Below are 15,410 nucleotides of genomic sequence, written 5' to 3'. Positions count from 1 at the left end.
CGCAGCGCGAATTGTCACGTCCAACACTGATTTAGTATCAGTTTCATACTCCAGAGGTATAAGAATGGAGCTGCGCCACCTTCGCTACTTCGTTGCCGTCGCTGAAGAGCTGAACTTCACCCGTGCCGCTGAACGGCTGCACATCGCGCAGCCGCCACTCTCGCGGCAGATTCAGCAGTTGGAAGAGGAAGTCGGCGTGCGGTTGTTCGAGCGCGGCAGCCGCCCACTCAAGCTGACCGAAGCCGGCCGCTTCTTTCACGCGCACGCGCGGCAACTGCTCGCGCAAACGGCCGAACTCGCCTCGATGACACAGCGCGTCGGCCAGATCGAGCGGCGCCTGTCTATCGGCTTCGTGGCATCAACGCTGTATGGGATGCTGCCGAAGGTCATCCGGCGCTTTCGCGCGGAGTACCCGATGGTCGATCTGACCATGCACGAGATGACGACCATGGACCAGATCCAGGCGCTCAAGGACGGCCGCATCGATGTCGGGTTCGGGCGCATCCGCTATGAAGACCCAAACGTGCGACGTATCCTGCTGCGCGACGAACGGTTGATCGTCGCCTTGCCTTCGGGCCATGCGCTGCTGGGCGCCAAGCCAACGGTATCCCTGCGCGACCTTGTCGGCGACACGCTCATCATCTATCCGCGCACACCGCGTCCGAGCTATGCCGATCAGGTGCTCGCCCTCTTCCACGATCGCGCGCTGGAACCCAGCAAGATCTATGAGGCACGGGAATTGCAAATTGCCCTGGGGTTGGTTGCCGCGGGCGAAGGCGTGTCAGTGGTGCCGCGCAGTGTGGCGGGCCTGCGGCGCGAAGATGTCTGCTACATGGAACTCGACGATCCGCAATTGGTCTCGCCCATTATCTTCAGCACGCGGCTGCTCGACGAGTCTGAAGACATTCAGGCCATGCTGGCGCTGACGTACCGGTTGTACGACGAGCAGAACATCCCGTATTACGCGCCCTCGTAAGGCTTGCAATGGCGGCTCCAAAGTTACAAGCCGCTGGACACGACGGCCGCATGGGCTAGATTGAAGCAAGGCGCCCGTTCGCCTGCGATTGGAGCGCAAGCGAGTGAAAAAAATACGCCGCCCCATCATCAAATTGGCCGTCGTCGTGGCGCTGGTGCTTGCGATGGCCGCCTTGCTTGTCGCGCACGAATTCCGCACCTCCGCCTGGCAAGCCCGCTACTTCGCGCAACTGGCGAAGTCGCAAACCTTTCCCGTCAAGCCCGGGCCGAACGATTCGGCCCGCTATCCAAACTCCGGCCCCTACGACCTGCGGCTCGGCTATCACGATCTCCCCACCTTTCTGGACCGCCTGCGCTCGCGCGGCTACGTCGTTGCCCAGCAGGCCGTGCCATCCAAGGAGATGGTCGCGCGCATGGACAGCGGCATGAATCCGCCCTATCGCGAGAAGGACCAGGCTGGCCTGGAATTGCTCGATGACGATGGCCGCCCGATCTACCGCGTGCGGCACCCCGAACGCGTGTATGACAGTTTCGCGTCGGTGCCGCCGCTGCTCGTCAACTCGCTGCTGGCGATTGAAAACCGCACGCTGCTGCAGACCGAATACCCCAAGCGCAACCCGGCCGTGGAGTGGTCGCGTCTCGCGCGCGCCGTCTGGGACCGTGCCCTTCACGCGGTCGACCCGGCGCATGAATCGCCGGGCGGCAGCACGCTCGCCACGCAAATCGAGAAGTACCGCCACTCGCCCGAAGGCCGCACCGAATCGCCCAGCGAAAAGCTGCGGCAAATGTTCTCCGCATCCGCCCGTGCTTACCTGAACGGCGAAGACACCACTGCCGCGCGCCACCAACTCGCGGTCGATTACCTGAACACCGTGCCACTGGGCGCACGCGCCGGCTTTGGCGAGATTCAGGGGATTGGCGATGCGCTGTGGGTCTGGTACGGACGCGACTTCGCCCAGGTAAATGCATTGCTCGCGGCCCAGTCGGCCGCGCCGCTCGCAGACCGTGCGTTGGCCTACAAGGAAGCGTTGAGCCTGCTGGTCTCGCAGCGGCGGCCGTCGTATTACCTTGAGAACCTGGATGAGCTGGAGACGTTGACCAACGCCTACCTGCGCGTGCTGGCCGCGTCCGGCGTGATTCCGCCCGCGCTGCGCGATGCGGCGATTGCGCAGTCGCTCAAGCAGCAGGCGCTGAACACGCGCGTGCCGCCCCCGCCGCTGGAACATAAAGGCACGAACGCCGTACGCGTGAACCTGGCGGGCATGCTTGGGATCTCGCGCATGTATGCGCTCGACCGGCTCGACCTGACCGCAAGCAGCACGCTGGACGCGCCGTTGCAGCGCGATGTCTCATCTGAGCTGCGCAAGCTGCGCGACCCGGCCCGCGCCAAGGCCGCCGGCCTCGTCGGCGACAAGATGCTGGAGCGCGGCGACCCGGGCGGCGTGACCTACAGCTTCACGCTCTACGAACGCGCGCCGGGCGGCAACCGCGTGCTGGTGCAAGCCGATACGTTCGACAAGCCGTTCGACATCAACGAGGGCGTCAAGCTTGATCTGGGCTCAACGGCCAAGCTGCGCACGCTGGTGACGTACCTTCAGATCGTGGCCGAGTTGCACAAGCGCTACGCCGATCAACCTGTGGCGGCGCTGCACAAGGTCAATATTCCCGTGCAGAACCCGATCGAGCGCTGGGCTGTCGACTACCTCGCCCACACGCAAGACCGGTCGCTCACGGCGATGCTCGATGCATCGATGGAGCGCAAATACTCCGGTAACGCCGGCGAATGGTTTGCCACCGGCGGCGGCATGCAGAGTTTCGAAAACTTCGAGAAATGGGAAGGCACGCAGAACTTCACGGTGCGCGAGGGGCTCAAGCACTCCGTCAACCTCGTCTTCGTCCGGATCATGCGTGACATCTCGCGCTACTTTCAGCACCAGTTGCCCAATGCGGGCGCCGAGGCGTTGACCAACCCCGATTCCCCGCAGCGACAGGTCTACCTGCAACGCTTTGCCGACCGCGAAGGCAAGCTCTTCATGGGCCGCTTCTATGCCAAGTACAAAGGCAAGACCGACCGGGAGCGTGAAGCCATCCTGGTGCAAAGCACGCGCGCCACGCCGGTGCGGCTGGCTACCATCTATCGCAGCATCGACCCGGAGGCCGGCCCGGGCAAACTCGCTGCATTCATCCGCAGCTACCTACCAGGCGCGAAGCTCGATGAGGCCGAACTCACCAACCTGTATGAGAAGTACTCCGTCCAGCGCTTCGACCTGGCCGATCGCGGCTACATCGCCAAGCTGCATCCGCTGGAGCTGTGGCTGGTGGCGTATCTGCGCACCCATCCGCAAGCCACCCTCGCGCAGGTGAACGAGGCCAGCGCGGATGAGCGCTTGTCGGTCTACAAATGGCTGCTGCAATCGCACCGCAAGGCCGCGCAAGACAAGCGCATCAAGCAGATGCTCGAGATCGAAGCGTTCCAGCAGATTCACGCGATGTGGAAGCGGCTGGGGTATCCGTTCGAATCGCTGGTGCCGTCATACGGAACCGCCATCGGCGCATCGGCAGATCGCCCGGCTTCGCTGGCGGAGCTGATGGGCATTCTCGAAAACGACGGCATCCGCCTGCCCAGCGTACGCATCGACCGCCTGCGCTTCGCCGCCGACACGCCTTACGAAGTCATGCTCTGCCGCGACCCCAACGCCGGAGAACGCGTGCTGCCGCCCGAGATTCCACCCTTGGTCAAATCCGCGCTGGCCGGCGTCGTCGAAGGCGGCACCGCCAAGCGTATCTCCGGCACGTTCATCGACAAGAACGGCAAACCCATCGCAATCGGCGGCAAAACCGGCACCGGCGACAACCGCTTCAAAACCTTCAGCCGCGGCGGCGGCCTCATCTCCGAGCGGGTCGTGAGCCGCTCCGGCGCCTTCGTCTTCTACCTGGTAGACCGTTACTTCGGCACCGTCGTCGCCTACGTGGCCGGCGCTGACGCGGCCAAGTACAAATTCACCAGCGCACTGACCGTGCAAGTGCTCAAGGTCTTGGCCCCCACGTTGATGAATCACCTGGACCTGCAAGACGAAGCGCCAGCCTTCAACTGCAAGATGCCCCAGGCCACGGCGCCGGAACAGAAGCTGGATTGACCCTCACCGCAACGACCGCTGCAACCAGATCGCCCCCGCGCAAACCAACGCCACCACCGCGCCCCAGGCGAACAAATCCCCCACTGCCAGCAACGTCGCCTGCCGATCGATCTCCAACGAGAGCCGCATCAACTCCGCCCCCTGCAACGGATGCGGCCCCTGCCAGGCCGGCGTCAGCGCACTCACGTGCCCCACCAGATCGGTGCGATGCTGCGCCTGTCCGCTCTGCAGCAACAATGTTGCCCCCATCGTCCCAAAGGCCTGCGCCCACGCCCGCATGATTCCCTTGAACTGGTAGGCATGGCCGAAATCCTTGGCCGGCAAATCCACGTAAGTCAGCCCCGCCACCTGGATCACCACAAACATCCCCACCATGCCTTCGATCATGAAGCCCGGCACCACCGCCGCCACCGAGGCGCCCGGCATGGCCACGCGCGACATCCACAGCAAGGCCGTTGCCATCAGCACAAAGCCGATGGAGATCAGCACGCGCTTGGTCGGCAACACGTTCGTCAATTGAAAGTTCAGGATACCAAGCACCACCGTCACCAGCCCGCCCAGGCTCATCAACTGCGCGGTGGTCTCGTAGCGAAAGCCCAGACCGTTCTGCAGCAGGCTCGACGAAAGAAAGCCCCAGGCGCTCGCAAACATGTAATAGATGGCGTAGAACACCATGCCCATCATGAAGCGCCGCTGCAGCGTGGCCCGCAGGTCAACCCACGGCAATGGGTGGGCCGTCTGGCGAATGCCGACCCAGATGATGAGGGCCACTACGGCAATGATCGGCACCACCTGCGCGGGCGAGCCGTCGGGGTGGACAAAGCGCGCCTGCTGGAAGCCGTGCAGCGCAATCAGCGCCGCCAGCCCAAATGCGATGGCTGCGGGCCAGTCGAGCGAGGCGAAATCTCCCTTGCGTTCGTGCACCTTCGGGTGCGGATAGAACGCCGCGACCAGCCCGCATACCACCACGGCCACCAGCAGTTGCCCGACGAAGATGGCGCGCCAGCCGAATTGCTCCGTGAGCGCTGCCGAAAGCATCGGCGACACGCAGCTCAGACCGAAGATGCCGTAGATCATGCCCTTCATCATCGTGCGGCGTTCGTGCGCGGGGCTGTGCTGCACAAAAATGCGCGAAGTCGACAGCATCGGGCCGCCGCCAAACCCCTGCACCGCCCGCCCAACGATCAGCATCGTGCCGCCCTCGGCGGCGACGCACATCAGCGTGCCCGCAATGAACACCAGCAGCGACAGCAGCGTGTGCCTGCGGTACGTCATGTGATCAGCCAGCCGGCCCATCACCAGAATCGACAGACTGGCCGCCGCCGCATACGCCGTCACGGCCCAGAGATACACATCCTGGGACGCCAGCACCCCGCCTTCGATATGCGGCCCCGCAATCGAAAACATCAGGTTGGACATGTAGTCCACGCCCGTTGCCAAGCCAATCACCATCCCGACCATGCGCAGTTCCATCCGGCTGCCGACGGTCGATTCGGCGGCCGGGTTGCGCGGTGGGGGCGGCGGGGAAACCGTGTGGTCTGTGCTTGGCGTGTTCATGCAGGGATGGTAATTTGCCTCGAAACCGGCGGAAATCGCCTGCCGACAAATTCATTGTTCAACTATGCGAACGACGGACTGGAACGACTGGGACACTTTCTGCACCGTGGCCACGCTGGGCAGCTTCACGCGCGCGGCCGATCGGCTGGGGTTGCCCAAGTCTTCGGTCAGCACAGCGGTGTCGCGGCTGGAGGGGAAGATGGGCGTACGCCTGTTCGAGCGCAGCACGCGCCGCCTGCGGCTGACCGATGCCGGTGAAGCCCTGCTGCGCGATGCCGGCCCATTGTTCCAGCGGCTGCGCGAAGTCTCGGAAGACGCCGCAGCAACGTTCCAATCGCCCGCCGGCACATTGCGCATTGCCATGCCGTACGAATTTGCCGCCAAGCAGCTCGCCGAGGTGGTGCTGGAAGTCATGCGCGAACACACCGGCTTGCGTATCGAAGTGGATGTCGCGCCACGTCAGATCGATCCGCTCGCACAGGGCTACGACATCATGTTGACCGTGCCGCGCGGCCCATTGCCCGATTCCGGCCTCGTGGCCCAGCGCGTCTTCGATCTGCGCCGCGCGGTGGTCGTCGCTCCGCAACTGCTGGAGCGCCTTGGGCCGCTAACGCACCCGGACCAACTCACCGATTGGCCTTGTCTCGGCACTTCGAATGAAGCTGAATGGCAGTTCCGCACGCCCGGCGGCGAGACAATCAACCTGCCGCTCGACTTCCGCATGCGCACCTCCAACAGCGAATTGCGGATGCAGGCGGCCATCGCTGGCCTGGGTGTCGCCCGCATCACCTCCGTGTTTGCCACCGACCTGATCGCTTCGGGCGCGCTACAGGAGGTGCTGACGGGATTCCAATCTCCGCCGATGCGCGTGTACGCCGTCTTCCCGGGCCGCCGCCTGATGCCCGCCAAGGTCAAGGTCTTCATGGACGCCCTTCACCGCCGTATAGAGCATTCCCGCCAACACACCGACATGCGGCCCACGTTCGTAGACGAGGCCGCGGCATCCTGGCCGCCCGAATCGCTGCTCTGACTGACAAACCCTCTTTTTATCTACGCAAAGCCATGCGCCCGTTCACCAAACTCCCCCTCTTGATTGCCGCGCTCGCTCTGAGCACCGTTGGATGCTCCCGTGCCGAGGACATCGGCAGCGTCAGCACCAATTTCCGTATTACGGGCTCCGACAAGATCGTCATCGAAGCCTTTGACGATCCGCTCGTGCAAGGCGTGACGTGCTATGTCTCGCGAGCGCGCACGGGCGGCATCAAGGGCTCGCTGGGGGTGGCCGAAGACGTGAGCGAAGCCGCCGTGGCCTGCCGGCAGGTCGGCCAGATCAGCTTCGTCAAGCCGCTGCCGCAGCAGGACGACATGTTCACGCAGCGCCTGTCGCTCGTTTTCAAGACGCTGCACGTGGTGCGCACGGTGGACCGCAAACGCAATGTGCTGGTCTATCTGACGTATTCGGACAAGGTCATTTCGGGGAGCCCGAAGAACAGCGTGACGGCCGTGCCGATCCCGGCCAGCCAGCCGATTCCCGTGAAGTGACGCGCAAATCTGGCCGCTAAAGCGATGACCGCACCACGTTGGTGCGGTGCAACACGAGCGTGGTGGCTGAGCAACGGTCAGCCGCGCAGAAAAGGTGCATAGGTAAGCCTACGTATGGTGCATTGCATCATCTGGTGTATAGTCAGGGTATTCCCTAACCGGGATTTCCCTAAGAGGCCAATCATGCAAAACACGAACGACCTGAAGCTGACCGATCAACTCGAACGCGAACTGATCGAGCGCGAAATGTCCGAAGGTATCTACTACTATCGCCGTCCGAGCGGCCAATCGTTCTCGTTCGCCCAGTTCTTCTCGGCAATCGCGAACCTGTTCGGCACGCACCGCACCGCCAAGGCCTAACCCGCCGCGCTATTGTTGATGGGCGTGTGCCCGAGTTAGCTGTATGCAGTACCCGAAGTCTCAGTAGCACCGTGCGCCGGCCGTGTGTCATCACACCCGCCGCCACACCCGCCAGGTCATGACCGCCTGGTGCCAATCGAGGGCCGGATTCCGGCCCTTTGTCATGTCTGCGGCATTTGTCTGGGTTGTTTCATGCCGCAGCATCGCCCTGTCTCCCCCGACCGGCTCACCGCGCCGCAGTTGTCTTCTCGTTCGCCTGTGCTTTACTGAGTAGAGCCGCGACCACCCATATCGAGACCACGCGTGCATCTTCGCAGCCAGGAAGACGCACAGCGTGGCACCCGGCGCCCATCCCCCAAGGAGACTCCCATGGCGATCAGCCTCAAGCTGTCGGTCAACGGTGCGCCTGTCACCGTCAGTGTCGAACCCCATACCCTGCTAGTTCAATTGCTGCGCGAGCACCTGCGCCTGACCGGCACGCACGTCGGCTGCGATACGGCGCAATGCGGTGCCTGCACCGTGCATATGAACGGGCGGGCGGTGAAGTCCTGCAACATCCTGGCCGTACAGGCTGACGGCGCCGAGGTGACAACCATTGAAGGCCTGTCGAAAGATGGTGCACTGCACCCGATGCAGGAAGCCTTTCGTCAATGCCACGGCCTGCAATGCGGCTTCTGCACGCCCGGCATGGTGATGGCGGCGACGGCACTGGTTGCGCAGCACCCGCATCCAGATGAACACACGGTGCGCGAGCAGCTCGACGGCAATCTTTGCCGCTGCACGGGTTATCACAACATCGTGCGTGCTGTGATGCACGGTGCCGAAGCCATGGCCGAAGCCCAGGGCGACGATGCCTCGCTGCAAAGCCTGGCCGCGGCGCGGGCCCACGCCGCCTGACCCCAGCGAGGAGACCACCATGAACGCTCCCGCAGAACCCAACAACCACCTGATTGGCGCGTCCGTCAAACGTAAGGAAGACTTCCGCTTCCTGACGGGCGCCGGGCAATACACGGACGACGTCGTGCAGGCGCACCAGTCCTACGCGGTGTTCCTGCGCTCGCCGTATGCGCATGCCCGTATCAAGCACATCAACACGGATGCCGCACGCAACCATCCGGGCGTGCTGGCCGTGCTGACGGGCGACGACCTGGCTGCCGACAAGGTCAATGGCCTGCCGTGCGGCTGGCTCATCCACAGCATTGACGGCACACCGATGAAGGAGCCGCCCCACCCCGTGCTCGCGCAAGGCAAGGTGCGCCATGTGGGCGACCAGGTTGCGCTGGTGGTGGCGGAATCGGTGAAGATCGCCAAGGACGCCGTCGAGATGATCGACGTCGAATACGACGAACTGCCCGCCGTGGTGGACACCGCCACCGCAGATACTGCCGGCACCGCTGTCCACGACGACGTACCGAACAACACCTGCTACACCTGGGGCCACGGCGACAAGGCCGCCACTGACGCGGCGTTTGCCAGGGCCGCGCACGTGACGCGCCTCGATATCGTCAACAACCGGTTGATCCCGAATGCGATTGAGCCACGCGCCGTCAACGCCAGCTATTCGCGCCAGGACGACAGCTACACGCTCTACGTTGCCAACCAGAACCCGCACGTCGAACGCCTGCTGATGTCGGCATTCGTGCTGGGCCTGACCGAAGCCAAGGTGCGCGTGATTGCGCCGGATGTGGGCGGCGGGTTCGGCTCGAAAATCTTCCTGTACCCGGAAGATGTGGCGCTGACGTGGGCATCGAAAAAAGTTGGCCGGCCGATCAAGTGGACCGCCGAGCGCTCCGAATCCTTCCTGACCGACGCGCATGGCCGCGACCACGTCACGCATGCGGAACTGGCGCTCGATGCGCAGGGCAATTTCCTCGCCATGCGCGTGCATACGACGGCCAACATGGGCGCCTATCTGTCGACGTTTGCCAGCAGCGTGCCGACCATCCTGTATGCGACGTTGCTCGCCGGCCAGTACAAAACGCCGGCCATTTATGCCGAAGTGAAAGCGGTGTTCACGAACACCGCGCCCGTCGATGCGTATCGCGGTGCCGGCCGGCCCGAGGCGACGTATGTGGTCGAGCGCCTCGTTGAAACCGCCGCGCACGAACTGCAGATCGACCCGGCTGAGCTGCGCCGCCGCAACTTCATCCGCACGTTCCCGTATGCAACGCCGGTGGGGCTGACGTACGACACGGGCGACTACGAACCCTGCCTGGACCGCGCCATCGAGCTGGCCGACGTGAAGGGCTTTGCCGCCCGACGCGATGCCTCCCGCGCCAAAGGGCGGCTGCGCGGCATGGGCTACTCCTGCTACATCGAGGCGTGCGGGCTGGCACCGTCGAACATCGCCGGAGCGCTGGGCGCGCGGGCCGGGCTGTTTGAAGCCGGCGAAATTCGCGTCCACCCGACAGGCTCCGTCACGGTCTTCACCGGCTCGCACAGCCACGGCCAGGGCCACGAGACGACGTTCGCGCAAGTGGTGGCCGATCGTCTGGGCGTGCCGATCGACAACATCGAAATCGTGCACGGCGACACCGGCCGCATCCCGTTCGGCATGGGCACGTACGGCTCGCGCTCGATTGCCGTGGGCGGCTCGGCCATCATGAAGGCGCTCGACAAGATCGAGGCCAAGGCCAAGAAGATCGCCGCGCATTTGCTGGAAGCCTCGGCGGAGGACATCGAGTTCAAGGATGGCGTCTTCCGCGTGGCCGGCACGGATCGCACCAAGACGTTCGGCGAAGTCGCGCTGACGGCGTACGTGCCGCACAACTATCCGCTCGACAAGCTCGAACCTGGGCTGGACGAAAACGCCTTCTACGATCCGACCAACTTCACCTACCCGGCCGGCGCGTACATCTGCGAGGTGGAAGTCGACCCCGACACCGGCGAGGTGCACATCGACCGTTTTGTCGCCGTGGATGACTTCGGCAACATCATCAATCCGATGATCGTCGAGGGCCAGGTCCACGGCGGGCTTGGCCAGGGAATCGGCCAGGCGCTGCTGGAAGCGTGCGTGTACGACGAAAACGGCCAGCTGCTGACCGGCTCGTACATGGACTACGCCATGCCGCGCGCGAACGATCTTCCCAGCTTTACGGTGGAAACCGCCAAGGGCACGCCGTGCACGCACAACCCACTGGGCGTCAAAGGCTGCGGTGAGGCCGGCGCGATCGGCTCCCCGCCGGCACTGATCAACGCCATCGTCGACGCACTTGCGCCGCTGGGCGTGAAAGACATCCAGATGCCGGCGACGCCCCATCGCGTCTGGCAAACCATTCAAGCGGCCAAGGCCTAGGCAGAGGAGCGAACCATGTACGACTTCGAGTACCAGAAAGCCACCGACGCCCAGACCGCCGTGACCGCCCTGAAGACGCACGCCGACGCCAAATACCTCGGCGGCGGCCAGAGCCTGCTGGCTGCGATGAAACTGCGGTTGGCGCAGCCGTCGACGCTGGTCGATGTCACGCGCATTCCGGGCATGTCGGGCATTCGCACGCAGCCCGGCGTGATTACGGTGGGCGCTGCCACACGCCATGCCGATGTGGCGGACAGCGCCGACATCGCCCGCATGCTGCCCGCGCTCGGGGAACTGGCCGGCGGTATCGGCGACCGCCAGGTGCGCGCGATGGGCACGCTCGGCGGCTCGCTCGCCAACAACGACCCGGCGGCGTGCTACCCGGCCGCCGTGCTCGGGCTGAACGCCACCGTCGTCACCGAACGGCGCAACATCGCGGCGGACGACTTTTTCCTCGGCATGTATGAAACCGCGCTGGCTGCGGACGAACTCATCACCGAGGTGCAGTTTCCCGTGCCGGACCAGGCGGCCTACGTGAAATTCCGCAATCCGGCGTCGCGCTTTGCGCTGGTGGGCGTGTTCATCAGCCGCAAGGGCAACAACGTGCGTGTGGCGGTGACGGGCGCGGCGCCGTCCGTGTTCCGTTGCACGCCCCTGGAGCAGGCGCTGGCAGCCAGCTTTACATCGGAAGCCGCACGCAAGGTGGTGGTGCCGGCCGACGATCTGGTGGGCGATCTGCATGCCCCGCCGGAATACCGGGCGCACCTCATTCCGGTATTGGCGGCGCGCGCGGTCGAACAGGCATTGGCGCACCACCATTGAGCGCACGCCCAAGGAACGGCATGCCAGTCGATTCCATCGACGACTGCATCGCGCAACTGCAAGGTCAGGGCTATTTCGCCAGCCGTGAGCTGGCCACGGCCCTGTTCCTCGCGTTGCGCATGCAGCGGCCGCTGTTTCTGGAAGGCGAGCCCGGCGTGGGCAAGACCGAGTTGGCGAAGGCGGCGGCTGGCCTGCTCGGCACGTCGCTGCTGCGGCTGCAATGTTACGAGGGGCTCGATACCGCCAGCGCGCTCTATGAATGGGACTACCCGCGCCAGATCATGGCACTGCGCCTGGCCGAGGCCGCCGGCGAAAAACCCCGCGCCGACACCCTCTACCGCGACGAATTCCTCCTCAAGCGCCCCCTACTGCAGGCGTTGCTGCCCGACCCACTCCATGCCGAGACACCACGCGTGCTGCTGATCGACGAGATCGACCGCGCCGACGAACCGTTCGAGGCGTTTTTACTGGAGCTGCTGTCCGACTTCCAGGTGTCGATTCCCGAATTCGGCACGGTGCGCGCGCAGGTGATTCCGCTGGTCATCATGACGTCCAACCGCACACGCGAGGTGCACGACGCGCTCAAGCGGCGCTGCCTGTATCAATGGATTGGCTACCCCGACAAGGCACGGGAGCTGCAGATCGTGGCGCAGCGCGCGCCCGAGACGGCTGCCCGCCTGCAACAGCGCGCGGTCGATTTTGTGCACCGTCTGCGCGGTATCGACCTGTTCAAGGCCCCGGGCATTGCCGAAGCCATCGACTGGTGCCGCGCATTGGCGGCGCTGAACGTGACGGAGCTTGATCCCCAGTCCGTGCAAGACACGCTGGGCGTACTGCTCAAGTACCAGGACGACCTGGCCCGCGTCGATATGCCGACCATCGAGCAACTGCTGGCCGCCCCCGCGCTGCCGGAGTAAGGCATGCAAGCGACCGAACCAACGCAGTGTCCGATGCTGGCGCGCAACGTGACGCATTTCGTGCGGCTGCTGCGCAACGCAGGCATGCCGCTGGCGCCCTCCCGCGCGGTGGACGCCATCGAAGCCCTGAGCCATATCGACATCGGCCGCCGCGACGAGGTAAAAGCCGCGCTGTCCGCCCTGCTCGTCTCGCACCCCGACGAGCGCCCGCTGTTCGACGCGGCCTTCAACGTGTTCTGGCGGGATCCGGATTGGGAGGGCAAGCTGCGCGCCCTGCTGCTGCCCAAGGTGCGTGGCGGCATTCCGGCGGCACGCAGCAACCGCCTGGCCGATGCCTTGCGCGCGCAGCCTTCGACACATCTGCCCCCGGGCCCCACGCCCGATGGCGAACGCCATGACATCGTGGCGCCGCTCGCCTTTTCCGCCAACGAGGCCTTGCGCACGCGTGACTTCGACACGCTCAATGCGGCGGAATGGCGCACGCTGCAACACATGATCCGCCGCCGGCGCGTGCATCTGGCGCAGGAGCGCACGCGGCGGCTCAAAGCGGCCTCGCGCGGGCGCCATCCGGACCTGCGTGCCACCGCCCGCCAGGCTGTGCGCGCCGGCGGCGAGTGGACCGGCTGGAAATACCGCCAGCCCGTCGACCGCACACCGCCGTTGGTGCTGCTGCTCGACATCTCCGGCTCGATGAGCCGCTATTCACGCGCCGTGCTGTACTACTGCCATGCGCTGGTGCAGTCGCGGGAGCGCATCCAGGCTTTCCTGTTTGGCACGCGGCTGACGAATGTCTCCCGGCAGTTGCGCGAGCGTGATCCGGATGTCGCCGTGCAGGCCATCGCGCAGCTTGTGCCCGACTGGTCGGGCGGCACGCGCATCGGTGCAGCATTGGCGGAGTTCAACCGCCAATGGGCGCGCCGCACGTTGTCCGGCCGTGCCACCGTCCTGCTCGTGACGGATGGGCTCGACCACGAGCACATCGACGTGCTCGACACCGAAATGGCGCGTCTGGCGCGCTTCGCCCATCGCATCGTCTGGCTCAACCCGCTATTGCGCTTTGCCGGCTTTGAGCCGCGGGCACGTGGCGTGCGGGCCATCCTGCCGCATGTCGACGTGATGGTGCCGGCGCACCATTTCGACAGCCTCGCTGCGCTGGAGCACGAACTGGCACGGCCGGAATTCAGCAAGCAGCGCGCGCGGCCGAAGAGCTGTCCGTCACGCCCAGCGCGGTATCGCACCGCATCAAGAATCTGGAAGAGCTGTGGGGCGAAGACCTCTTCGTGCGCACGGGCACGGCGTTGGTGCCCGAAGCGGTATCCGCTGTGATCGACACCATCCAGATGGGCGTGCCGATTGCGCGCGTGGAGTTTGTCGACGCACTGGCCATCCGCGCGATCAACCAATACGACAAGCTCACGCTGCCCGAATTGCCGACGTTGTTCTTCGAATTTCACGGCTCGGAGCACGGCGTGCAGGAGCAGGCCGAGACCGTTCAGCAGATCGCTGCTGAACATAAAGGCCAAGGCTTCGAATGGGCAACACGCCCCGAAGACCGCAGCCGCCTGTGGAACGCCCGACACAACGCGTACTTCGCGTTCCTGCAGCTCAAGCCGGGCTGCCGCGCCGTCACCACCGACGTGTGCGTGCCGATCTCGCGCCTGGCTGAATGCGTGGTCGAGACCGAGAAGGACCTGCTCGCCAGCGCGCTGCAACTGCCCGCCCCCATCGTCGGCCACGTGGGCGACGGCAACTTCCACGTTGCGCTGCTGATCGACCCGAACAAGCCGGAAGAACTGGAAGAGGCCGAGCGCATCAACCAGCGCATCGTCGCCCGTGCAGGTACCGTCCATGGCAATTGCACGGGCGACGATGCGCTGGTTGATGCGCTCGGCCTCTTCCAGTTCTTCCGGCTTGTTCGGGTCGATCAGCAGCGCAACGTGGAAGTTGCCGTCGCCCACGTGGCCGACGATGGGGGCGGGCAGTTGCAGCGCGCTGGCGAGCAGGTCCTTCTCGGTCTCGACCACGCATTCAGCCAGGCGCGAGATCGGCACGCACACGTCGGTGGTGACGGCGCGGCAGCCCGGCTTGAGCTGCAGGAACGCGAAGTACGCGTTGTGTCGGGCGTTCCACAGGCGGCTGCGGTCTTCGGGGCGTGTTGCCCATTCGAAGCCTTGGCCTTTATGTTCAGCAGCGATCTGCTGAACGGTCTCGGCCTGCTCCTGCACGCCGTGCTCCGAGCCGTGAAATTCGAAGAACAACGTCGGCAATTCGGGCAGCGTGAGCTTGTCGTATTGGTTGATCGCGCGGATGGCCAGTGCGTCGACAAACTCCACGCGCGCAATCGGCACGCCCATCTGGATGGTGTCGATCACAGCGGATACCGCTTCGGGCACCAACGCCGTGCCCGTGCGCACGCCGTCGGGCCCGTCAAGGCGCGTTTCAAGGGGCGCATGGAACTGGCCGACGTGGCGCCGCCCTGGCCGTCGAAATGCAGCGTGTAGCTGCGCGGCGGCGCCACGTCGGCCAGTTCCATGCGCCCCTTGAAACGCGCCTTGACGGGCCCGACGGCGGCGGTCATCGCAATGTCGTAGGCGGGGTTGGCGCCTGCCTCGGCAGCGGTGATGCTCTCGCAGCCGGGAATGCAGCGTTGCAGCACGGCCGGGTCGTTCAGCGCATCCCAGGCGGTCTGCAGGGGCACGGGCAGGAGATGGGTCTGGGTCAGTTCCATGGGGTGGTCGAGGGGGCGGGGGGGCGCCCGGCACCGCCCGTGTCGCGGACGCGGCGCGCCGCGTCCGCGACACGGGC

Annotated in this window: 11 protein-coding genes and 3 pseudogenes; 11 read left to right on the top strand and 3 right to left on the bottom strand. The window is 65.0% G+C overall.

Annotation, left to right across the window (positions count from 1 at the left end):
- Positions 1-64: 64 nt before the first annotated feature.
- Both RP6297_RS06670 and RP6297_RS06665 read left to right on the top strand, forming a co-directional pair.
- Positions 65-976: a LysR family transcriptional regulator gene (locus RP6297_RS06670; RefSeq protein WP_009238167.1), complete on the top strand. Its 912-nt coding sequence runs from the start codon at positions 65-67 to the stop codon at positions 974-976.
- A gap of 103 nt (positions 977-1,079) precedes the next feature.
- Positions 1,080-4,112: a transglycosylase domain-containing protein gene (locus tag RP6297_RS06665; protein WP_009238168.1), complete on the top strand. Its 3,033-nt coding sequence runs from the start codon at positions 1,080-1,082 to the stop codon at positions 4,110-4,112.
- Positions 4,113-4,115: 3 nt separating this feature from the next.
- Here the strand turns inward: RP6297_RS06665 and RP6297_RS06660 are convergent, their stop codons facing one another.
- On the bottom strand, positions 4,116-5,669 hold the full coding sequence (locus tag RP6297_RS06660; protein WP_009238169.1) for an MFS transporter: 1,554 nt from the start codon (positions 5,667-5,669) through the stop codon (positions 4,116-4,118).
- Between the two features lie 64 nt (positions 5,670-5,733).
- On the opposite strand from RP6297_RS06660, the gene RP6297_RS06655 reads away from it, so the two are divergent.
- From RP6297_RS06655 to RP6297_RS06615, 9 genes and pseudogenes are all read left to right on the top strand, one after another.
- On the top strand, positions 5,734-6,699 hold the full coding sequence (locus tag RP6297_RS06655) for a LysR family transcriptional regulator (RefSeq protein ID WP_009238170.1): 966 nt from the start codon (positions 5,734-5,736) through the stop codon (positions 6,697-6,699).
- Positions 6,700-6,731: 32 nt separating this feature from the next.
- A complete protein-coding gene (locus RP6297_RS06650; protein WP_009238171.1) occupies positions 6,732-7,211 on the top strand; it encodes a CreA family protein in 480 nt (159 codons plus the stop codon).
- A 183-nt stretch (positions 7,212-7,394) separates the two neighbouring features.
- Entirely contained in the window at positions 7,395-7,571 is a 177-nt protein-coding gene (locus RP6297_RS06645; RefSeq protein ID WP_009238172.1) for a hypothetical protein, read from the top strand.
- A 369-nt stretch (positions 7,572-7,940) separates the two neighbouring features.
- Positions 7,941-8,468 (top strand): (2Fe-2S)-binding protein, encoded by a 528-nt coding sequence (locus RP6297_RS06640; RefSeq protein WP_004626813.1) that lies wholly within the window; start codon positions 7,941-7,943, stop codon positions 8,466-8,468.
- 19 nt (positions 8,469-8,487) lie between these two features.
- The gene (locus RP6297_RS06635; RefSeq protein WP_009238173.1) at positions 8,488-10,866 is read left to right on the top strand and encodes a xanthine dehydrogenase family protein molybdopterin-binding subunit; all 2,379 of its coding nucleotides are present in this window, start codon (positions 8,488-8,490) and stop codon (positions 10,864-10,866) included.
- A 15-nt stretch (positions 10,867-10,881) separates the two neighbouring features.
- Positions 10,882-11,688 (top strand): FAD binding domain-containing protein, encoded by an 807-nt coding sequence (locus tag RP6297_RS06630; protein WP_009238174.1) that lies wholly within the window; start codon positions 10,882-10,884, stop codon positions 11,686-11,688.
- Between the two features lie 20 nt (positions 11,689-11,708).
- Positions 11,709-12,605 carry an AAA family ATPase gene (locus RP6297_RS06625; protein ID WP_009238175.1) on the top strand — a complete coding sequence of 299 codons (897 nt, stop codon included), beginning with the start codon at positions 11,709-11,711 and terminating at the stop codon, positions 12,603-12,605.
- A 3-nt stretch (positions 12,606-12,608) separates the two neighbouring features.
- Positions 12,609-13,931: a vWA domain-containing protein gene (locus tag RP6297_RS06620; protein ID WP_223293265.1), complete on the top strand. Its 1,323-nt coding sequence runs from the start codon at positions 12,609-12,611 to the stop codon at positions 13,929-13,931.
- Positions 13,814-14,410: pseudogene (locus RP6297_RS06615) on the top strand (FAD-linked oxidase C-terminal domain-containing protein); the annotation flags it as partial. The gene RP6297_RS06620 and the pseudogene RP6297_RS06615, both read left to right, overlap by 118 nt.
- 21 nt (positions 14,411-14,431) lie before the next feature.
- Here RP6297_RS06615 and RP6297_RS06610 read toward each other — a convergent pair.
- Both RP6297_RS06610 and RP6297_RS06605 read right to left on the bottom strand, forming a co-directional pair.
- Positions 14,432-14,992 (bottom strand): annotated as a pseudogene (locus tag RP6297_RS06610) (FAD-linked oxidase C-terminal domain-containing protein); the annotation flags it as partial.
- 29 nt (positions 14,993-15,021) lie between these two features.
- Positions 15,022-15,333, bottom strand: a pseudogene (locus RP6297_RS06605) (SRPBCC domain-containing protein); the annotation flags it as partial.
- Positions 15,334-15,410: the final 77 nt, after the last annotated feature.

The organism is Ralstonia pickettii, from assembly GCF_016466415.2.
GTDB classification, from domain to species: domain Bacteria; phylum Pseudomonadota; class Gammaproteobacteria; order Burkholderiales; family Burkholderiaceae; genus Ralstonia; species Ralstonia pickettii.
Note: the sequence above shows the minus strand (reverse complement) of the source record. Positions and strands in the feature narration are given on the sequence as shown.

Bases quoted from the DNA above. Each gene is read 5' to 3' on its own strand.
- RP6297_RS06655 (WP_009238170.1), top strand. From the start codon at position 5,734: ATGCGAACGACGGACTGGAACGACTGGGACACTTTCTGCACCGTGGCC.
- RP6297_RS06640 (WP_004626813.1), top strand. From the start codon at position 7,941: ATGGCGATCAGCCTCAAGCTGTCGGTCAACGGTGCGCCTGTCACCGTC.
- RP6297_RS06645 (WP_009238172.1), top strand. From the start codon at position 7,395: ATGCAAAACACGAACGACCTGAAGCTGACCGATCAACTCGAACGCGAA.
- RP6297_RS06635 (WP_009238173.1), top strand. From the start codon at position 8,488: ATGAACGCTCCCGCAGAACCCAACAACCACCTGATTGGCGCGTCCGTC.
- RP6297_RS06630 (WP_009238174.1), top strand. From the start codon at position 10,882: ATGTACGACTTCGAGTACCAGAAAGCCACCGACGCCCAGACCGCCGTG.
- RP6297_RS06620 (WP_223293265.1), top strand. From the start codon at position 12,609: ATGCAAGCGACCGAACCAACGCAGTGTCCGATGCTGGCGCGCAACGTG.
- RP6297_RS06670 (WP_009238167.1), top strand. From the start codon at position 65: ATGGAGCTGCGCCACCTTCGCTACTTCGTTGCCGTCGCTGAAGAGCTG.
- RP6297_RS06625 (WP_009238175.1), top strand. From the start codon at position 11,709: ATGCCAGTCGATTCCATCGACGACTGCATCGCGCAACTGCAAGGTCAG.
- RP6297_RS06650 (WP_009238171.1), top strand. From the start codon at position 6,732: ATGCGCCCGTTCACCAAACTCCCCCTCTTGATTGCCGCGCTCGCTCTG.
- RP6297_RS06660 (WP_009238169.1), bottom strand. From the start codon at position 5,669: ATGAACACGCCAAGCACAGACCACACGGTTTCCCCGCCGCCCCCACCG.